We start from the raw sequence: 19,741 nt of genomic DNA, 5'->3' as shown, positions 1-19,741 counted from the left end.
TCTCCGCATACTTATAAGCCATATGCCTACGCCATATTCCGTAAAACTATTTTCTGGTAGCCAGTCGCAGTACCTAGCCGAAAAGATTTCCTATTATTATGGCAAATCATTAGGATCGGTATCCTTACAGAAATTCAGTGATGGAGAACTATCTCCAAGTTTCAATGAATCTGTGCGGGGCTGCGATGTGTTTCTTATCCAATCTACTTTTCCGCCGGCCGATAATTTACTGGAACTGCTGCTAATGGTAGATGCTGCCCGCAGAGCTTCTGCAAAGTATGTTACCTTAGTGGTGCCCTATTTCGGATATGCCCGGCAAGATAGAAAAGATAAGCCACGGGTAGCTATTGCTGCTAAACTGGTGGCTAACTTGTTTATGGCTGCCGGTGCCGACCGCCTCATGACCTGCGATTTGCACGCCGGCCAGATCCAGGGCTTTTTTGATTTTCCGGTAGATCACCTGGATGGTTCAGCTATATTTGTTCCTTACCTGAGAAGCCTGAAATTAGACAATCTGTTGTTTGCTTCCCCAGACGTAGGAGGGGTGGCCCGTGCCAGAAGTTTTGCCAAGTTTTTCCAGGCCGACATTGTTGTATGTGATAAGCACCGCAAAAGAGCCAATGAAATTGCTTCGATGCAGGTAATTGGTGACGTGGAAGGCGCAAACGTGGTCTTGGTGGATGACTTGATAGATACCGGAGGCACTATTTGCAAAGCTGCCGAAATAATTATGGAGAAAGGCGCAAAATCTGTTCGGGCTATTTGTACGCATCCTATTATGTCTGGCAATGCGTATGAAAAAATTAATAGTTCTGTATTAACAGAAATAGCCGTTTCAGATACTATTCCGCTAGCCCAGGAAAGCCCCAAAATAAAAGTACTAACAGTCGCTGAACTGTTTTCGAAAGCCATCCGGAATGTACACGATCATGAATCCATCAGTTCATTATTTATAAAAATCTAGTTTATTTATTCATTTATTAATTCAATCAAACAATTATGAAAACGTTAGAGATTATAGGGTATAAAAGAGCAAATCTCGGAAAAAAAGCCTCCAATGATTTACGTCTGGATGGTTATGCTCCATGTGTGTTGTACGGAGGTAAAGATCAGGTTCACTTCTATACTCCCATGATTCTTTTTAAAGAATTACTATATACACCCAATGTTTACCAGGTAGCACTGAATATTGAAGGGGAACAATATAAGGCTGTATTACAAGATGCGCAGTTTCATCCGGTAAATGAAGTAATTCTGCATGTAGACTTTTTGGAGTTGCAGGATGATAAGCCTGTAAAGATGGAAGTGCCGATACAGTTTACAGGAGTTGCTCCCGGTGTGCAAAAAGGGGGTAAGCTTGTCTCTAAATTAAGAAAGTTAGCTATTAAAGCTTTGCCAAACGATATTCCAGATTATATCACCGTAGATATCTCTAACCTGGATCTGGGTAAATCTATTAAAACAGGCGAAATAAAGCCTGAAAACTATACCGTTCTGAGCAATCCGAACACTCCGATTGCTACCGTTGAAATACCAAGAGCCCTGAGAGGTAAAGGAGAAGAAGGCGGAAAATAAGTTATTATTAAATGATGGAAAACGGAAAGGCGCAGAATATGCGCCTTTTTTATTAACGATTATTTTATAGCCGGATGGTAACAGTACCCAGTTCATGGCCATCCGAGCGGTATATCACTAATCGGTCTTGGTTTTCCTGGTAAAGAATAGAGATTAGCTGGCTATTTTTAATGGCCTGGTCTGTTAACAGCCGGCCATTATAATCATATAAGAAAGTCTGTTTTTGGGCCAGGTCAGTAATAGCTATAATCCGCAAACCGGCTCCAAAATCATATAGCTGTACAAAGGTATGTCGGGGAGAACTATATTCTTTCTCAAACAGCGTTTTGCCTTCTTTATCTAGTATACTTAGCTTTTCATTGTCTTGCCTGGCTACCAGCCAGTCTTTTCCGCTAGTTTCTATAATGGCTTTAAATACGGTAGACTTATCTGGGCGATATAGCTGGCGCTGGCTAAGAATTTCGCCCATCAGATTAAATGTTGTGATCTCTCCGTTATCTGTCAATACCGAAATGGACGTTTTTTGTGTATTAACACCAGCTTCTATAAAAACAGGATTATGTATGCGATCGTTGATTAAAAAGGGAAAACCTTCATAGGATTTTCCTTTGCGGTTAAGCACATGGATAATACCATTTGCCTGCGGTACAAGTATATAATCTTTCCCTTGAATACGGATGTGGCTGGCAGCACTGCTTAATCCGTAGCCATAAGGGAGCCTGAGAGGATTCCAGCCATCCAGTAATTTACCCTCTTTACTATATAAATATAAGTCGCCTTTACGGTCGGAAGCCAGAAAACGGTAGTCATGGCTGTTGTCATAATCGAGTGTAGCCAGGGTATGAATGCGTACAGTGTCAGGCAGGCGTACTGGAAACCCACTCACCATATTTCCTTTTCTGTCAATGGCATATATGGCAGAGGGTGTAGCGAAAAGATATTGTAGCTTATTATTTGCGAAATAATCAATTTGCCGGATATCACTTACTATGGTAGCTGGCAATGGTTTTTTCCAGAGCTTTTTTCCGGATTTATCAATTAAATATAACTGATTATTTATGTCTTGAGCCAAAATTTCCCTGCTTTTGTCTGCATGATTCCTGACAATGTACGGGGGAGTTTGCAGGGAATGGTCTATCGTAGAGGTAGCATTTACTAAAAACTTATTTTGCTCCTGGCCTGCCGGAAGTTTCTCTTCCAGCTGTAGAAGTATATTTGTCTGGAATGCTTCTTCTTCCTCATAACGCATCTGTAAGCTTACATAGGCTATGTTTTTTAATCCGCTGGCATAGGTTTGCATAGATTTTTTCCAGGCAGGTGTAGCATAGCTATGCAACAAAGGCCATATTCTGGCACTGGCCATAAAAATGCCTACATTATCGTTGGCAGCGGCTTTTTTTAATAAGTTCTTCTTTTTAGCAGAAGTAGCCCATACATTATCGGATTCTATTTCATGCAGCAGCTTTTTCAAGGATTGTACGCTTTCAGCAAAAACTATATAGTTCTCAACAGGCGCATAAAAACATTGGGAAAATCCGCTGAAAGACGGACCCAGCATTGCAGCCGGAAAATCGGGCAAGGCTATTTCACGGATAGGAATGCCTGCAAAGCTTTCAGCGTAAGGGGTTGTTTCATCCGCAGCGTTAATCGTACTGGTAATTTTGCCGACTGACTGCTGGGCCAGGGCTATATCTTGTGCCTGAATAAAAAGCAATTTCTCAGGCGTATAGTGGGTATTTTCCAGAAAAGCCAGGGCAATTTCATTACCCATCCATTGCGTAAAAGCACTTGGGCTAATGTGGTAATGGGTACGTAATTTCTCCTGTGCCTTCACCGTCTGGGCATCGTTGGCTGCCCAATAATTTTGTAACGAAAAAGCCAGCTTCTTTGGATCATGAAATCCCCAGTGTAGCAATGCCGCCGTATGATTGGGAATGAGGTTCAGGCAGGAGAGGGGTTGCGGCTGTTGATTTTTAAATACACTTAAAAAATGAAGGGCCTTTTCTTTCTGACTAAGCATGCTAAGGCCATCTAGTCTGATTTCCTGGTCGTTGGCTTTGTATACCAGGCTGGATGATTGTGCATATTCTTGTAAAAGCGATAACGAAGGGTTAAAAGGCTCGTCTGTGAATACATGAAACAATCTGGGTAGTGCACTGGCCTGTACATATACCTGAAGGCTGCCAGTAGGAGCCGGGTAACTCTCCTTGATTTTCGACCACGTATTTTTTTGCAATGCCACCGATTGATCAATATTCCGGATTACATCTTCTATTAAGAAAGGGGTATAACTGCCAATCAGGTGATTGTGATGAAAGAAAAACGAGAAAGTAAGCCTGGCCGAAGGGAGGCTTACTTCTGTTATCTGATGCTCCTGAAAAGTACGCGTACGTATTTTAGATCTAGGGCTGTTTCTATATTCTTCAATAAGCTCAGTTATTGTCTGCTGCTCTTTGTCGGATTTTATTGGCAAATAAAATACATAGTCAAAGTTATTTCGGGTAGTTACATGCAGGGAAGTCAGGATCTGTTTGTCTGAAAAAAACTCTTGTATGTCGCCGTCATATTCTGCCAGCGAGTAAACGTTGGTAAGCAGGGTATGTATATCGGGCAAAGTATGGATGCCGGACTGCGTTGTTTTCTGCCATTCTTTCCAAAGTGTTAGAGGGTTGGTACTTTCCAATACCAGCACAGCACTAGCCGGTACAAGTTCCCAGCTGTTAGCCGCATAGTTTTTCTTCCAATACCGGTAGCCGAATATACCCCAAATGAGCAGCAGGAGTGAAACAAATAAAATGTGGTAGGTGTACTTTTTCAATGGGAATAATAAGGCATTTGTTTCTTATCAAAATTACAAATTTTGGTATAAGTTGTTATACATCCTGAAAAAAATCCGTCCTTCATTTTGGAGCAATTTTAATAGAGTTATACGAATTGTTAGTAAAAGCGCAGATTATCTTTGAATGACTCTTCTACCGGCTGTGGCAGCTCAGCTGGCATAGCTGTTTGATGCCAGGCATGTACATTATATAGGGCTCTGGTTACCGGATAAATTGTCCATAAGAGGCAGATATATATAACCCAGTGGGTTCTGCCAGGTTGCTTATTTCTACTATACACATCTACCAAACTAAACAGGAGCAACATACCTGGAACATAGATAGGAGCTAGTTTCCGGTCGTCTATTTGCTCGGTTACAATAAAGCTGATAAGGAAAAGCAATACAAAATAGCTCCAAAAGAGTATACTAAGTACAGCTACTACCGGCTGATGTGTAATGGATTTTCTATAGTAAACATAGATAAACGCTAGAAAAAATAGTAGTCCGTACAAAAGCAGTACCCGTAGCCAAATAGGTAACTCATCGGGCAAAAGCCAGGAAGTAACTATATCGTGGTATATGCCTAGGTGTGAGAAGAACGAAGTGAGAAATAGGGTATCCCGGTAATCGTTCATGAGGAGGCCTCTGAGCTGGTAATTCCTTATCCACCACAAAAGTAAAGGCAGTACGGCCGCCAGCAATGCATAACATAAGCTAATGATTAATTTTTTAGAAAAGGGAATAGAAGATGGATATATACATAAAATACAGGCGCCCCCGGCTACAAAAAAGGCGCCTACTTGTCTTTGTACGCATAACAGCAGGCCACTTATCACCAGCAACATATACAGTTGCCAGCTGGGTTTTTGCAGATAGCAGATAAAGAGTTGGAGTTGCAGCACCACCAGAATTGAAAAAAAGGATTCAGACCATATGAAATGGTTAACCAGTATGAGTGGCGTAGAGAATGCCAGGCTCAGGCAAGCTATTACAAACAGAATGTTGTTTCGGATCATTTTCCGGGCCAGGCTGCATGACAGTGCTACGGTAAGGGCGGCAATCAGAATTTGAAAGTAAAACAGGTTGGTAAGTATAGAGCCTGGCACATAACTCACCATAGCAATTAGTAGCGGATACAAAGGAGGCCATTCGATAAATGGCGTTTGAAAAGGCCGTAACAATTCTCCTTTTTCCGCCAGACTGTGCCCGGCATACACATAATTAATAGAATCAAAGGTAATACCTGGGCCGTATTTGCTTCCTGCATAATACACAAGCGCAGCAATAATGAAACAGCTTATAATCGTAATTACTGTATGAAAAGATATTTTGTTGATCATGGTTTGTAGGCGGCCATTAGCTGTTTTAATATGCAAAATGGCTATATTTGAAGGCTCATTGGCATCCCGAAAATATGATTAAATATAATCCCAAGAAATGGTTTTTGCCTATTGTCCAGTTTCATAAAAGTGATACCCTGCGGATTCTGTTTCCCAGTATGATTGTGATAGGCATATACACAGCTATAGTTACCTACATTGCTTTGAATGCATTAGATTTAAAAGCGGTAAGTACCACCGCTGTGCATGCCCTTTTGGGTACTGTACTAGGTCTGGTGCTGGTGTTCCGGTCTAATTCGGCGTATGAGAGATGGTGGGAAGGAAGAAAATTATGGGGAGCTTTGGTAAATGAATCCCGGTCCATTGCTATCAAAATAAATTCTTTTCTGCCTGATACAGAAACCAAGCCGCGAATATTTTTTGCCAAAAGTATAGCCAATTATGTATATGCGCTGAAGGGGCATCTGCGCAATAAAGTAAATTTATCGGAACTTGAAGATACAGAAAGTCTTACGCTGGAAGAGTTAGGGCAGGCAAAGCATGTGCCTAATATGATTGCCAATTCTATATATGGGCAAATTATTCATTTGTACCGGCAGAAGTTTATTTCGGGTGAGCAGTTAATTATTCTGGATAAAGAAATTAAGTCGTTTACGGATATTGTAGGGGCTTGCGAACGGATTAAAAATACACCTATTCCTTATTCGTACAGCATGTTCATGAAGAAGTTTATTTTCATTTATACCATGACTATGCCTCTTGGATTTATTACCACCTTTGCTTATTGGACGATTCCGATTGTTATGCTGGTATTTTATATTTTGGTAAGTATAGAACTGATTGCTGAAGAAATAGAAGATCCTTTTGGTATGGATTCTAATGATTTACCTATGGAAGAGATGTCTTTGCGTATTAAGCACAACGTACGGGAAATTTTACTAAAGAGAGACATCTTAGTGCATGCCAAGCCCGGTAGTCCGCATCAGGTAGCACAAGCATAAGTCCTATGCTATAAAATTGCCGGAGCAAGGATTTTTTATTTAATCAATGCTCCGGCAATTTTTTGCAATACATGTTTGAAATTTATTTGGGTATTTTTATTGTTTGTCCCGGATGAATCAGATTCGGGTCTTTGATTATATCTTTATTGGCTTCAAAAATTCTTCTCCACTGCGTGCCATCTCCATATTGCTGCTGAGCAATCTTAGAGAGTGAATCGCCGCTTTTTACCGTATAGGTTAGCGTTTGTACAGGTTCCGTTTGTATACTCGATGGAGTTGCCTTGTCGGCATTGGCAATCGGCTGTTCGGTAACCGGAGGCTTTACTTGTCCGCCAGGTTTGTCAAATACAGAATCTGTATCTTTTTTTGTTGGCTGCTTAGGTGCATCAGGGGCTGGCTTCTCCTGACCTTTATTTAAAAAATCTAGTAGTCCCATAAATTTAACGAATGATAGTAGTAATAGGTGTTTTGTTTAATTGAACGGGATTATATGACTTATAGTTGTGCGGAATAATTGGCTAGTATATCAAGGAATGACAGGCTATTGAACTATCCAATAAGCAACCCCGGTAGCCAGATACCGTACAAGAGCAAAGACTGATAATACCCAACAATCGTTTACTAATAACCACCTAAATTACCTACGTTATGGAAGTCAGAAAATTAATACTTATGTGGATGCTGAGCTTAATTGTAGTAGCATTCAGTTGCCAGAAAAAGGGTGACGACAGAGAAGCTTTTTATGGAGCTGGTAGCAAAACCTGGCATGTAGCCAAAGAAACAAACGCAGCAGGCAAAAAAGAAAAACTTACAGATGAAGAAAAACAAGATGTACTCCGTTTTAACTCCGATGGTAGCTTTAGCGCCAACACTGCGCAGGGTAATGCTGAAGGAAACTGGCAGTACGACCCTTCGGCGAAGCTGCTTACGTTGCAATTTGCCGGAGCTTCTGTAACAGAATCGCACAGTGTAGTAAACCTGTCCGACGATCAGATAAAACTCAAGGCTGGCGATGGATCAGAAATGACGCTGGAAGCAGCAGAGTAAATTGATATAATCTAGTTAAAGAAACAGAGAAGCAGGCAGCAATGTCTGCCTTTTACTTGTTTTGGCTGTCTACAATAACTCTTTCTTCATCAAGTAATCTGTTTGATCTTCGGTACCCAAACGGAAAATATGAGAGCTGAATTTTTTAAACCCCCATTTTTTATAAAATTCAATTGCCCGGGTATTGTTCTCCCAAACTCCCAGCCATATTACCTCGTACTTTTCCCGTTGTGCAATAGCCAGGCAGCGTTCCATTAAGGCTTTTCCAACTCCATGTCCGATCATTTCCTGCAACACATAAATGCGGTGAATTTCTAAAGCTTTGGCTCCTTTTAGTTCTTTAGGCGTTTTACCTGTCCGTAGTTTGGTATACCCGACCGGGGTTTCATAGCCTGCAATATATGCCATTAGAAAGATGGAAGAAGGGCTTTTTATTTCTTCCAGGATCTGATCTTGTGTAAAAGCAGAAGCCATATAGGCCGTCATATTATCACAGCTGTTCTGGTTGCCAAAAGCCTGGTTAAAAGTTTGTGCGCTTAAATCGAGCAGCAGACTGGCATCTTTTTCGGTAGCCTGCCTGATGTGTATTCCTTCTGCGCTGGTAGCTTGTGTAGCCATATTTTACAAAAATACTGTTACTTATACGCTACTGATACAGGAAAGTATAAACAATATAGTTTTTTTATTCAGAAAGTTAACCAGGCCATACCCTTTTTTGTAAAAGCCCAAATAGCTTGGAAAATAGCATGCAAGCAGTTCATTTTTAGCTGGGTGAGCATACTGGTTCAGCACTTAAGAGTCACTAGGGAAGGCGGGTTATGCTACCGCTGTTTCTGCGTGTGTGTATTTTTTAAAGCTTACTATAAATTTAGCCCCTTTGCCCTGAGTACTTTCGCACCTGATCTGCCCATGCATAGCCTCCACATATTTTTTTACAATAGAAAGCCCCAATCCAGTAGAAGGTTCTCCGGCAGTTGGTCTGGCACTGAGCTTCTGGAACTTTCCAAACAGTTTTGCCTGATCTTCTGTACTAAATCCCGGACCCTCATCTACAATTGTAATTTCTATAGTTTCGGTACTTTCCTGCAAATCAATATACACTTGTTTGCCGGAAGGGGAGAATTTAACCGCATTAGAAAGTAGATTATCGAGAATTTGTATAGCATATCCCCAGTCTAATAAAGCAAAACTTTTCAGCGTGGAAGGGGAGAAGTGAATGCGGATCTGTTTTTTTGCTGCAGCCGGTTGAATATGGTTAACCGTTTCCTGTATCAGCTGGTGGACAGCCGTTTTTTCTAATTTAAGATTAATCCGCTGCTGCTCTATGGCATTCATATCCAGAATTTTGGCAATCATGTCATTGAGCCTGGCCGACTCTTCTGATATAAGCTGTATATACTGTTTTTGTTCGCCGGTTAGGTTCTTTTCATCCAGTTTTAGCAGGTTTGTCAATCCATACATCCTGCTCAAAGGGCTTCTTAAATCATGAGCCACTATGCCAATCAAGTGGGTTTTTTCTTCATTTAGCAGTACAAGTTCCTGGTTTTTCAGATCTATATTCTCTTTCTGCCGCAGAATTTCATCTTTCTGTAGATTGATAGCTGCATTCTGGTAAGCAAGAATCTGGTTGGTCCGTTTGCGGATATGATAGTTCCGGTATAAAAAAGCAAAAACCACCAGAATTAACAATAATCCAAATACTAACACGCCAGTAACAATGCGTTGATACTGTATTTTTTGTTCTTTATCTTCTTTTTCATGCTCCAGAACACCTATTCTTGCTTCTTTTTTCTTATTATCAAAAAAAGCTTGCAAGCCAGCTATATTCTTGGCATTCGATTCATTGAGCAGACTATCCTTATAGATAATAGCTTTTTTGTATACCTGTAATGCCTGTTCATGCATACCCATTTGGGAATAGGTGTCAGAAATTGCTTCAAAACAAAGTTGTATATGTTTTTTAGAACCAACTTCCTGCGCTGTATGAAGCCCCTTTTGCAGATATTGTAAAGACTGCGTGTAGTTTTTAAGCCGGCTGCTAACTTTACCGATATTAATATAACTATCAGTAATATACACCTGATCGCCTAATTTGCTGTTTATTTCCAGGGCTTGCAGGTAATAAACCAGGGCTTCATCTGGACGGTTGTTCTTTTCGTAAATATTTCCAATATCATTCAAACAAATAGCAATTCCTTTACTATTGTTCATCTCTGTATTCAGGGTTAGCGACTGCTGATAATAGGTTAAGGCTTTATCAAAGTTGCCCAGATTTTCGTGTACACCGCCAATATTATTCAGATTAATAGCTACCCCTAATTTGTTGCTACGGGCTGTTTCCAGCTCCAGACCTTTCGTCAGGTAGTTCAGGGCTTTTCCCCATTCTTTAATAGACAGGTAAATATTGCCAATACTATTTACTGCCACTGAAATATTGGGTTTATCGTCAATGCTTTCTGACAATTTTAGGGCTTTCAAATGAAAGGTTAAGGCTTGCTGATAATCATCCACCCGCCGGTATACAACTCCCATATTATTCAGGAACTGAGCCATGGAGGCTTTGTGGTTTAGCATGGTGCTTATCTCCAGTGCTTTCTTATGCCCTTCCAGGGCTTCGGCATAATTACTGGTATTGCGGGCAATTACCCCGCGCAGATCCCAGCAATAAGCAATACTTAGCTGGTCGTTCAGGTGATGGGCTAGCTGGCAGGCTTGATCGGCAAGCTCAATTACTTTGAGAGAATAGCCTTGTTGTAGCAGATATTGGTTGGTGAGTGCATAGAGTACCTGTACTTTGGCCGGGGAATCTTTCGTATCCTTTAGTTTCTGTTCAAGGCTATCCAGTTCATGAGATTGTCCTGTGCAGGGCATTACATACGCCATCAGCATCAAGGTGAACCACACTATTTTAAGGGATACTAATATCCTATGCCATCTCATAGCAGAAGTTACTAATCTGGTTAAGGTTAATACATTTATCGGTAGTAGGTATACTGGTATTCTATTCTGAAAATTGCCGGATGTATTATTGTATCGAACAAAGCTCTGAAGGGTAATCAACTATCAAAGTTTTGACTCATGAATTCCGGTTATTACTGCTTTATGCTTTCTTTCCAACACGTTCTATACTTGTCATTTTATAGCAAAAAGCATTATTTGACTATTAATTGTAAACTTTTTGGGAAGTAACCTTAATTATTTTATTCTAAGTATATATCCCGTAAAACAGGATGTATGATATAAGCCTTTTAGCTACCTTGTTTTTACTGAGAATCCTGTTTTCGGGCACAGATAATTCAAAATTCCCTGGTGTATATTATTTTCCTTTCCCCAAAAATAAATCTAAAGCCGCAGCCGTCATTGCCTGAATTCCGGTTTTAATAGCAGGTTCTGGCAACGGAGCAAATGAACTTGAATGCAAAGAAGGCAATGCCTTGCCTGTCTGCTCGCTTTCGGTTATTTTCTTAGGATCCACTGCTCCCAGCCAGAGCATACAAGTAGGAATAGGAGGGTCTACCCGGCTGTATCTGGAAAAATCTTCTCCTACCATCGAGGGAGGTGTTTTAACTACATTATCCTGGCCCATGCTGCTGATAAGCACTTTTGTAAGCCGCTGTGTTAAGGGAATGTCGTTATAATTGGAGGGGGTATATTGTTCCCGCACCTGTACGGTTGGTAATCTGTCATCGGGTATGCCCGCCGCCTGTGCTATACCCTTGGTTATGCGTTTGATGGCAGCAATCGTCTGGTTACGCACCTCATCGGAATAAGAACGCAGGGTAAGTTGCATCTTTACTTCATCGGGAATAATATTGTATTGAGTGCCTCCCTGAATAGAGCCTACCGTAACAACGGCTGGTTCCAGTGGGGAAATTTCACGGCTGACAATGGTTTGTAAAGCCAATACTGTTTGGGCAGCAATAACTATTGGGTCTTTCGTATTATGCGGAATGGCTCCATGGCCTCCAATTCCTTTTATGGTAACATCCACGGCATCTACACTTGCCATAATTCCACCTTCTGTATATCCTACTTTGCCGGCTGCCAGCGAAGAGTTTACATGAAAGGCCAGGGCATAATCGGGCCGTGGGAATTTGGTATACAAGCCTTCTTTCAGCATGGCAATAGAGCCGCCACTCTGTTCTTCAGCTGGTTGCCCAATCAATATGAGGGTGCCTTTCCAATTATTTTTAAACTCCATCAGGCTTTTTGCAACGCCTGTAAATACTGTCATGTGTACATCGTGTCCGCAGGCGTGCATAACAGATACTTCCTTGCCCCCTGCATCTTTCATATGAGCCTTACTAGCATACGGAAGGCCGGTCTGTTCCTCTACAGGTAACGCATCCAGATCGGTACGGATCATTACACAAGGTCCGTTCCCGTTTTTCAATACACCTACTATACCGTATCCGCCAAAGTTTTCTGTAACCTCATACCCTATCTTTCTTAACTGATTAGCTAATGTAGCTGCTGTATTTTTCTCTTGAAACGAAAGCTCTGGATTTGCATGCAATTGCTTGTATAAGGTAAACAGGTCCGGATAGGCTGTATTAACAAAATTAGTTAGCTTTTTTGTATCAATCTGCTGAGCAAAGGCGGGTAAGCATAAGAGATAGAAGGTAGAACTTAATAAAAAATACAGGCTTAAGTAGTTTCGCATCATGCTAGGGAAAAGTGGGTTCTCAAATTTATCAAACTAAAAGAAAATTCACATAAAAATTATTTTTTGGTGTAAGAATTGCAGGGCTTTTTGCAAAGTTGTAAAGCAAGCTCTTACCATAAAATGGCTAGCTATAGAGGTGGCAGGTGTACTGGGCAATGCATTTTTTAGTGATTTCCTACAACTCGCAGAAGCTACCTGAAAAGATAACACCGATTAATGGCTGTTGAGCTACCTTTGGGGTTTTATTGGTAAAGTTTCTTCAACTAGGTTCTGCCATTTTTTACGCCTAACTGTTTGTACATGCAAAAAATACTTTTACCAGTCTTCATATGTCTTTTTAGTTTCTCAAAAGTGCTTGCGCAGGTGCCTACCAAACAAGTAAGGGCCTTACGTACCTTGCAAACTCTTACAGTCGATGGCAACTTAGATGAAGCAGACTGGCAAATGGCACCCGATGCCACAGATTTTGTACAGAACTGGCCGGTACCTGGAAAGCCCGAAACGCATAAAACCATTGCAAAAGTATTGTACGACGATGTAGCTATTTACATAGGGGCTATTCTGTATGATGTTGCGGCAGATAGTGTGTTGCGGCAGCTGGTAAAACGTGACGAAATTGGCAATTCTGATTACTTTGCTGTTTACCTGGATACCTATCATGATAAAATTAATGGATATGGCTTTATGGTTACAGCCGCTGGCGTGCAATCGGATACACGCTTCTCTTCCAATGGCCAGGATTGGCACTGGAACGCCGTCTGGCATAGCAAAGTAAGTATTCACGATGACCATTGGGCTGTGGAAATGAAAATTCCGTATTCAGCCATTCGCTTTGCAAACCGCGAAGAACAAGTATGGGGAATTAACTTTAAAAGGCAGATCCGCCGGAAGAATGAAGCCTATTTCTGGAACCCGGTTAAACCTTCGGTAAGTGGTTTTCTGAACCAGTCCGGGCAACTGCTGGGCGTAGAGCAAATTAAATCTCCCCTGCGCTTATCCTTTATGCCTTATATTTCTTCTTATGTGAATAATAGTCCGGTAGAGGGAAGCAAAAATATCACTTCTATGAACCTGACTGGTGGCATGGATGTGAAATATGGTATCAGTCAAAGCTTTACCCTGGACATGACCCTGGTGCCGGATTTTGGGCAAGTACAATCAGATAACCAGGTGCTGAACTTATCTCCGTATGAGGTTCAGTTTAACGAAAACCGGCCATTTTTTACAGAAGGCACGGAGTTGTTTAATAAAGGAGGGTTCTTTTACTCACGTAGAATTGGAGGCAAACCGCTAAATTATGATCAGGTGGAAGGACAGCTAGCTGAGGGAGAGCAAATTGTATCAAACCCTACGACCAGCCGTTTATTGAATGCCAGTAAGGTATCTGGCCGTACACCCGGAGGCCTGGGCTTAGGTGTATTTAATGCCGTATCGGCCAATATGTTTGCAACCGTGGAAAATGAAGAGGGTGAGAGGAGGCAGATTCTTACCCAGCCGTTAACGAACTACAGCATTGTGGTATTGGATCAGTCGTTAAAGAACAATTCCTATGTCAGCCTTATAAACACCAATGTTGCCCGTAGAGGTGCTGCCTATGATGCAAATCTTACCGGGGGCTTATTTCGCTTTGCCGATAAAACAAATATGTTTTCGCTCAGTGGCCGTGGAGCCATCAGCCAGATTCTAGATCCGGAAAAGCAAGGTCCTAAGCTTGGGCATACTTCTTCTGTAACAGGGGCTAAAATAAGCGGCAATTTTCAGTATGATTTTACGCAGGTAATTGAAACCGATACCTATAATCCGAATGATATGGGGATTTTATTTAATAACAATGAAATCACTCAGCGGGCCAGAGTTGAATATAATATATTCAAGCCTTTCTGGAAGATGAACAATTTGTATACTGATTTTGCCGTAACCTACTCCAGATTATATAAACCCTATACTTTTCAAAGCTTAACTCTGAATGGGAATGTTTATACTACGTTAAAAAATTTCTACAATGTAGGGAGCTATATCCATATACAACCTGTGCAGAATATGGATTTTTATGAGCCCCGTGTGGAAGGGAGATATTATGTGGTCCCTACCAATATTTTAGTAGGCAGCAGCCTATCTACAGATACCCGGAAGCGCTTAGCTCTGGATTTTTATGGGCAATACCGCACTTTCCAGGAAAATAACCGCAACTCTTATAATTTTGGCATTTCTCCCAGGTACCGGGTAAATGACAAACTCTCTTTCCGCTATAACCTGGATACACGTCAGGCAAGTGATGACATCGGCTCATTTGGAGATAATGTACGGAACGATTCTATTTTCTTTGGCATGCGTAATGTAAAAACCATTTCTAACACCCTGAATAGTAGCTATATTTTTACCAACCGGATGTCGCTTACCTTGCGTGCCAGGCATTATAACTCCTCTGCTATGTATCAGAAGTATTTTTCACTTACCGAAAATGGCAACTTAACGGAAGCAGCCTATGACGTAAAGAAAGATGTCAACTTCAATACTTTTAATGTAGATATGGTATTTTCCTGGTGGTTTGCTCCAGGCAGCGAAGTAAGCCTGGTATGGAAAAATGCCATTGCGACCGATGGCATTGATATGGCCAGAAATTATACCGATAATTTTAACCGGACACTTCAAACGCCCCAAAGCAATAATATTTCAGTAAAAGTTTTGTATTACCTGGATGCTCTGATGTTTAAGAATAAGAATATAAACCAGAAAATCCCGGATATACTGACAAGCATATAATTGCTGGAGAGTTTACCAGGTCGATCTATTCCTATTAATTTAGTCTTTTTGTTACCTGGAAGCTAGTATATATATGCCAGTTAGTATGAGAACGATGCCAGCGTAATGCTGGCAATGCAATTGTTCTTTCAGAAATATAACCCCTAATAGAGTGCCTACAATTACGGTTCCGCCAACGATTACCGGAATGCCCACACTAGCTGGTGTACCTTTAGAAAACGCATAAAAAGAAGTAATCTCCGCTAATCCTACAAATACCCCTGCCAGCACAGCAAACAGTAAGCCTTTGCCAGAGTTTTCGAATGGCACTTGCTTCAATTTTAAGTATACAAGGGCAATCCCACCCAATAGCAAAGCAATGGCCTGTAGAATAACTGCCCCCAGAATTTCGTGAATATGCCCGGCTGAAACTTTAATAAAAAAATTATAAAACCCGAAAAATACAGCTGTAATAATTAATAGAGTAAGCCAATGCATGAGACCAATAGACAAATGGGTAGGTGAAAAATGCTTATTATGGTAACGTATCTACCTGTTATACATATAGATTATATAATAGCAGAAGGAGAAAATTAACTTCTTTTGATGAGACTAATGCCTGACAGCAGAAAGACCAGGCCGACCAGAAAAGGTACAATAGATTCAGTTTTATCTACAGAAAACCCCAAGACCGGCTTTCCGTCGGAGAGGAAAGCAGCACAGGCAAAAAGCACAATGATAATCCCCAGAATTGTAAGTGTTGAGCCAAATATCTTTTTTATGTCCATTCTATGTAAGTAGCCAATAATTGTGTGCATATACGGAAGAATGGCAAAATAGCTGTAATTAACTAATAAGACAATGCTTGAAGACCCAAGGTGCAGATTTCTAGCAACAAATGTCCTACAGGTAACTAACCCAGGTTGAAGTGCTTTTACTTTTGAATCGGTTGTAACGCTTGCATATTGGGTAAAGAATAGCAACAATACAAATCCAGATCAGATACACTCTGCCTAATCCATAACCGAAGCCTTCTGGCAATCCTCCAAATGTTTGGTTGAACTGAAAGTCACTCCAGGTATACCCAGCTGATAAAGCCGCCAGCAGGGAAAATGTGTGAATCGTATAAAAGTGGAGTATATAATAGAACAGCGGTACTCTGCCAAATACATCAAATACTTTCAAGATCTCACCCTGTTTACCTTCTATAAACCGCAGAAATAGCAATGCCGGACCAATAGTCATTAAAAGGTATAGTAGGGAAGGAGGGTATTTGGTAGTATTCAGAAAAGACAAAAGCGAATAAGTAAACGTGTTCTGGATGCTCCAAGGGGCAGGGTCACCATAAAAGTTAATGGCTCTGATGATAATAAACAGCACAATACAACCCAAACCAAGTTGCAGGAGTGTTCTTTTACGGAAACTTTCCTCCAGCTCCGGACGGTACAGATAGCCGAAACAGTAGCCAACAAGTATAAGCCCAATCCAGGGCAACACCGGATACATCACCATAATGGTGTGGGAAGCATCCAGTGGATGAGGCCCCGGCTGATGCAGAATAGAAAACAGAACATCAGCAAAAGTGCCGGTAGGAGGGGAAATACCATCCAGCAGATTGTGCCCGAATACGATCAATAATCCAACTCCCAACAGGAAGCGGAAAGGCAAATGAATGAAACCAGCCAGGCAGATCATACTAATCCCTATAGCCCAGATTACCTGCAATACCGTGAAACTGAAGGTAACATCGAACCAGAAGCCAAAATTAATGATAGTTACTTCCAGAAGAACCAGCCACACTCCTCTGATAAGCAGAAACGTACTTAGTTGTAATTTATTCTGGATACGATGGCCATACAAAAAAGCCGATGTGCCAGCTAAAAACACAAACACTGGTGCACAAAAATGGGTAATCCACCGGGTGAAAAATAGTATGGGTGTGGTAGTAGCCAAGTCTGTTGGGTCCTGCGTTTGTGCCGTAATATGAAAAAAATCTCTGGTATGGTCCAGCGCCATAATAATCATTACCAGTCCCCGGAGCAAGTCAATAGAAGTTATCCGCTTCTTTCCTGCTAAGATAGGTGCAGGAGAGTCTTTAACAAGAACTTGCATAGATGAAGAGTTTAAAGATGGGACGTTTAGTGATGTGTGTTACCTGTTGAACGAATACTTGTCTTTACAGAAATGTGGGTATGCTTACCCCTTACTACTAACCTTAAGTAATTTATTAAACTATTGACAGGTAAGCAACTATAGGCATATAATTTAAATTGAATAGTATCCTGGCCTGGTTAAAAGAAGCCATTAAAGTTTGCACCAGCTAATTAGTTTGCTTCTTGTTAAATGTACTTTTCAATGTACAACAAGTATAATACCCCAGAAGACCGTAAATTGACGACCTACCAAATAGAGGTATATTTATTAAACTTACTGACAATAGTAGCTTACTTCTTTAATCCTCGCAAGTGATAGGCTTTGGGGCGGACAAAGGCACGTATACCGGTATAAGATAATGTAGAGCCAAAGCCTGAATTTTTACGTCCACTCCAGGGTAGTGCCGCACTTACCCGGTCGCAACAATTCCAGTAAGCGGTACCGGTATTTAATCTGGATAAGATATTCTCAGCCCTTTCCATACTTTTGCTATAAACGGCAGCTGTAAGGCCATAGCTTGTATCATCCATTAATTGCAAGGCTTCTTCGTCATCTTTCACTTTCATAATGCCAATAATGGGTCCAAAGGATTCATCCTGCATCACACGCATCTGATGGTTTACATTGATAAGCACCGTCGGCTCAAAATAATATCCGTTCTTTTGTATTGGCTTCCCACCTGTCAGAACTGTGGCCCCTTTCTCAACAGCCTCTTTTACCTGGGCTTCCAGTACTTTTATCTGGTCTTTTCTCGTCAGCGGCCCTACATAAACTCCTTCTTCGCTGGGCGGCCCCACTTTGTAGGTTTTTACTTCTTTTACAAACTCTTCCACATACTGGTCATAGATAGATTCATGCACATAAATACGTTCTACTGCACAGCAACTTTGTCCATTATTATAAAAGGCACCATCTGCCGTACCTGCTGCTACCGATTTTATATCTTCCACATCATCAGCTACATACAACGGATCTTTACCGCCCAGTTCTAATTGACAAGGAACCATTTTAGAAGCCACCCGTTCATAAATGTATTTCCCGGTCCGGTAGGAGCCAGTGAAAAAATACCCATCAAATGGCACATCAAGCAGCAATTCGCCCACAGCAGATGCGCCAATAGCTACCTGAAACACTTCGTCCGGAACGCCTGCCTTTCTTAACATTTTTTCTATTTCCAGGCCTGTAAGTGCCGCATATTCCGACGGTTTGTAAAGCACCCCATTTCCTGCTAACAGTGCAGGGACAAATACATTTACCCCCACCAGATACGGATAATTCCAGGCCGATATGTTACAGATCACTCCTAAGGGCTCATAGCTTATTTGCTCACCCAAGCCCTCTTCTTGGGTCATCCATTCATGCGTTAGGTATTTTTCTCCATTATCTGTCAGCCATTGAATACGAGCAATCGCTCCTTTAATTTCGTTGCGGGATTGTTGCAGAGGCTTGCCTACTTCAGAGGTAAGTACGGCTGCTAGCTGTTCTATATTTTGTTCAAGCAGACTACTGAATTTTTTCAGAATTAAAGTCCGCTCTTGTATGGTCTGCTGTGCCCAAGCTTTTTGCGCCTTTTTCAGCAGTGTAAACTTTTCCTGCAAAGTGGAGGAAGTGTCTTCAGGAAGGGTGGCAATTATTTCTTCGGTTGCCGGATTAGTTACATTCATAAATCTTATTTTTAGATTAAAGCGTTGGCTGCTTTAATAAATGCTTCTCTGATAGTGTATACAAAAGGGTTTTGCTGATTATGCATTCTCTCAGGATGCCATTGTACCAGGCACAAAAAGCCTTTCCCATCTACCTCTTTTCTATCGGCTGCTTCTATAATGCCATCCTGACAAAATGCACTTGCTACCAACCCGTCGCCCACACGGTCAATGGACTGGTGATGATTACTATTGGTTTCTCCTGTTACTTTGCCTACTACATGTTCAAACCAGGAGCCGGGTATAACATTAATTGAATGATATCGGTCGGAGCCGTCGGCTAGCTTCGCATGGGTGGGTTTGCCCCATGCGGGAATATCCGGAATAAGGGTGCCTCCCTTAAAAACATTGAACACCTGCAAACCCCGGCAAATACCCAGTACAGGAATATGATTTTGCTCTGTATACTCCATCAATTTTAACTCAAACTCATCCCGGAGTTCATTTATATCATCTTGATGGCAGAAAGACAGATATTCGGGCTTGCCGTAAAGCCCCGGATGTACATCTTCTCCTCCGGTAAATACAATACCCTGGCAACGCGCCGCATCTGCTAAGTTATTGGCTTTCTCACTCAACTTCAACGTTTCTACCTCAGTGCCAAATGCTTGTATCCAGCGGGCGTAGTTGTCGTACTTGCTGCAATCGGTAACGCCAATGATTATTTTATTCATGAACAAATAGAACTACAA

At 41.4% G+C, this 19,741-nt stretch carries 16 protein-coding genes; 5 read left to right on the top strand and 11 right to left on the bottom strand.

Going from position 1 to position 19,741, the window contains the following annotated elements:
- Positions 1 to 22: 22 nt before the first annotated feature.
- Positions 23 to 964 (top strand): ribose-phosphate pyrophosphokinase, encoded by a 942-nt coding sequence (locus tag Q0590_RS16070; RefSeq protein WP_302038592.1) that lies wholly within the window; start codon positions 23 to 25, stop codon positions 962 to 964.
- Between the two features lie 35 nt (positions 965 to 999).
- The gene (locus tag Q0590_RS16065) at positions 1,000 to 1,575 is read left to right on the top strand and encodes a 50S ribosomal protein L25/general stress protein Ctc (RefSeq protein WP_302038591.1); all 576 of its coding nucleotides are present in this window, start codon (positions 1,000 to 1,002) and stop codon (positions 1,573 to 1,575) included.
- 64 nt (positions 1,576 to 1,639) lie between these two features.
- Here Q0590_RS16065 and Q0590_RS16060 read toward each other — a convergent pair whose 3' ends face one another.
- Together Q0590_RS16060 and Q0590_RS16055 are read right to left on the bottom strand one after the other, a co-directional pair.
- Positions 1,640 to 4,393: a DUF3352 domain-containing protein gene (locus Q0590_RS16060; protein WP_302038590.1), complete on the bottom strand. Its 2,754-nt coding sequence runs from the start codon at positions 4,391 to 4,393 to the stop codon at positions 1,640 to 1,642.
- A 119-nt stretch (positions 4,394 to 4,512) separates the two neighbouring features.
- A complete protein-coding gene (locus Q0590_RS16055; protein WP_302038589.1) occupies positions 4,513 to 5,736 on the bottom strand; it encodes a glycosyltransferase family protein in 1,224 nt (407 codons plus the stop codon).
- 74 nt (positions 5,737 to 5,810) lie between these two features.
- Here Q0590_RS16055 and Q0590_RS16050 point away from each other — a divergent pair, with 74 nt between their 5' ends.
- Positions 5,811 to 6,737 carry a bestrophin family protein gene (locus Q0590_RS16050; protein ID WP_302038588.1) on the top strand — a complete coding sequence of 309 codons (927 nt, stop codon included), beginning with the start codon at positions 5,811 to 5,813 and terminating at the stop codon, positions 6,735 to 6,737.
- Between the two features lie 82 nt (positions 6,738 to 6,819).
- Here Q0590_RS16050 and Q0590_RS16045 read toward each other — a convergent pair whose 3' ends face one another.
- Positions 6,820 to 7,173 (bottom strand): LysM peptidoglycan-binding domain-containing protein, encoded by a 354-nt coding sequence (locus tag Q0590_RS16045; RefSeq protein ID WP_302038587.1) that lies wholly within the window; start codon positions 7,171 to 7,173, stop codon positions 6,820 to 6,822.
- Between the two features lie 212 nt (positions 7,174 to 7,385).
- Between Q0590_RS16045 and Q0590_RS16040 the strand changes: the two genes are divergently transcribed.
- Complete coding sequence (locus tag Q0590_RS16040) at positions 7,386 to 7,784, top strand: lipocalin-like domain-containing protein (RefSeq protein ID WP_302038586.1); 399 nt, start codon at positions 7,386 to 7,388, stop codon at positions 7,782 to 7,784.
- A 69-nt stretch (positions 7,785 to 7,853) separates the two neighbouring features.
- Here the strand turns inward: Q0590_RS16040 and Q0590_RS16035 are convergent, their stop codons facing one another.
- The 3 genes from Q0590_RS16035 to Q0590_RS16025 all read right to left on the bottom strand — a co-directional run bounded on the left by Q0590_RS16035 (position 7,854) and on the right by Q0590_RS16025 (position 12,450).
- Positions 7,854 to 8,402 (bottom strand): GNAT family N-acetyltransferase, encoded by a 549-nt coding sequence (locus Q0590_RS16035; RefSeq protein WP_302038585.1) that lies wholly within the window; start codon positions 8,400 to 8,402, stop codon positions 7,854 to 7,856.
- Between the two features lie 198 nt (positions 8,403 to 8,600).
- On the bottom strand, positions 8,601 to 10,724 hold the full coding sequence (locus Q0590_RS16030) for a tetratricopeptide repeat protein (RefSeq protein WP_302038584.1): 2,124 nt from the start codon (positions 10,722 to 10,724) through the stop codon (positions 8,601 to 8,603).
- Between the two features lie 376 nt (positions 10,725 to 11,100).
- Positions 11,101 to 12,450 (bottom strand): M20 metallopeptidase family protein, encoded by a 1,350-nt coding sequence (locus tag Q0590_RS16025; RefSeq protein WP_302038583.1) that lies wholly within the window; start codon positions 12,448 to 12,450, stop codon positions 11,101 to 11,103.
- Positions 12,451 to 12,750: 300 nt separating this feature from the next.
- Here Q0590_RS16025 and Q0590_RS16020 point away from each other — a divergent pair, with 300 nt between their 5' ends.
- On the top strand, positions 12,751 to 15,213 hold the full coding sequence (locus tag Q0590_RS16020) for a DUF5916 domain-containing protein (protein ID WP_302038582.1): 2,463 nt from the start codon (positions 12,751 to 12,753) through the stop codon (positions 15,211 to 15,213).
- Positions 15,214 to 15,264: 51 nt separating this feature from the next.
- Here Q0590_RS16020 and Q0590_RS16015 read toward each other — a convergent pair whose 3' ends face one another.
- From Q0590_RS16015 to Q0590_RS15995, 5 genes are all read right to left on the bottom strand, one after another.
- A complete protein-coding gene (locus Q0590_RS16015; protein WP_302038581.1) occupies positions 15,265 to 15,690 on the bottom strand; it encodes an EamA family transporter in 426 nt (141 codons plus the stop codon).
- Between the two features lie 95 nt (positions 15,691 to 15,785).
- On the bottom strand, positions 15,786 to 16,010 hold the full coding sequence (locus tag Q0590_RS16010) for a hypothetical protein (protein ID WP_302038580.1): 225 nt from the start codon (positions 16,008 to 16,010) through the stop codon (positions 15,786 to 15,788).
- Positions 16,011 to 16,095: 85 nt separating this feature from the next.
- Positions 16,096 to 17,304 carry an acetyltransferase domain-containing protein gene (locus Q0590_RS16005; RefSeq protein ID WP_302038579.1) on the bottom strand — a complete coding sequence of 403 codons (1,209 nt, stop codon included), beginning with the start codon at positions 17,302 to 17,304 and terminating at the stop codon, positions 16,096 to 16,098.
- Positions 17,305 to 17,636: 332 nt separating this feature from the next.
- Positions 17,637 to 19,010, bottom strand: a complete 1,374-nt coding sequence (locus Q0590_RS16000; RefSeq protein ID WP_302038578.1) for an aldehyde dehydrogenase family protein — start codon at positions 19,008 to 19,010, stop codon at positions 17,637 to 17,639.
- 11 nt (positions 19,011 to 19,021) lie between these two features.
- The gene (locus Q0590_RS15995; protein ID WP_302038577.1) at positions 19,022 to 19,723 is read right to left on the bottom strand and encodes a gamma-glutamyl-gamma-aminobutyrate hydrolase family protein; all 702 of its coding nucleotides are present in this window, start codon (positions 19,721 to 19,723) and stop codon (positions 19,022 to 19,024) included.
- Positions 19,724 to 19,741: the final 18 nt, after the last annotated feature.

Origin of the sequence: Rhodocytophaga aerolata, assembly GCF_030503435.1 — a bacterium.
GTDB classification, from domain to species: Bacteria; Bacteroidota; Bacteroidia; order Cytophagales; family 172606-1; genus Rhodocytophaga; species Rhodocytophaga aerolata.
The sequence above is the reverse complement of the archived record's forward strand: the minus strand, read 5'-3'. Positions and strand labels throughout refer to the sequence as shown.

Bases quoted from the DNA above. Each gene is read 5' to 3' on its own strand.
- Q0590_RS16020 (WP_302038582.1), top strand. From the start codon at position 12,751: ATGCAAAAAATACTTTTACCAGTCTTCATATGTCTTTTTAGTTTCTCA.
- Q0590_RS16045 (WP_302038587.1), bottom strand. From the start codon at position 7,173: ATGGGACTACTAGATTTTTTAAATAAAGGTCAGGAGAAGCCAGCCCCT.
- Q0590_RS16055 (WP_302038589.1), bottom strand. From the start codon at position 5,736: ATGATCAACAAAATATCTTTTCATACAGTAATTACGATTATAAGCTGT.
- Q0590_RS16040 (WP_302038586.1), top strand. From the start codon at position 7,386: ATGGAAGTCAGAAAATTAATACTTATGTGGATGCTGAGCTTAATTGTA.
- Q0590_RS16065 (WP_302038591.1), top strand. From the start codon at position 1,000: ATGAAAACGTTAGAGATTATAGGGTATAAAAGAGCAAATCTCGGAAAA.
- Q0590_RS16015 (WP_302038581.1), bottom strand. From the start codon at position 15,690: ATGCATTGGCTTACTCTATTAATTATTACAGCTGTATTTTTCGGGTTT.
- Q0590_RS15995 (WP_302038577.1), bottom strand. From the start codon at position 19,723: ATGAATAAAATAATCATTGGCGTTACCGATTGCAGCAAGTACGACAAC.
- Q0590_RS16050 (WP_302038588.1), top strand. From the start codon at position 5,811: ATGATTAAATATAATCCCAAGAAATGGTTTTTGCCTATTGTCCAGTTT.
- Q0590_RS16070 (WP_302038592.1), top strand. From the start codon at position 23: ATGCCTACGCCATATTCCGTAAAACTATTTTCTGGTAGCCAGTCGCAG.
- Q0590_RS16010 (WP_302038580.1), bottom strand. From the start codon at position 16,010: ATGCACACAATTATTGGCTACTTACATAGAATGGACATAAAAAAGATA.
- Q0590_RS16005 (WP_302038579.1), bottom strand. From the start codon at position 17,304: ATGCAAGTTCTTGTTAAAGACTCTCCTGCACCTATCTTAGCAGGAAAG.
- Q0590_RS16030 (WP_302038584.1), bottom strand. From the start codon at position 10,724: ATGAGATGGCATAGGATATTAGTATCCCTTAAAATAGTGTGGTTCACC.
- Q0590_RS16000 (WP_302038578.1), bottom strand. From the start codon at position 19,010: ATGAATGTAACTAATCCGGCAACCGAAGAAATAATTGCCACCCTTCCT.
- Q0590_RS16025 (WP_302038583.1), bottom strand. From the start codon at position 12,450: ATGATGCGAAACTACTTAAGCCTGTATTTTTTATTAAGTTCTACCTTC.
- Q0590_RS16035 (WP_302038585.1), bottom strand. From the start codon at position 8,402: ATGGCTACACAAGCTACCAGCGCAGAAGGAATACACATCAGGCAGGCT.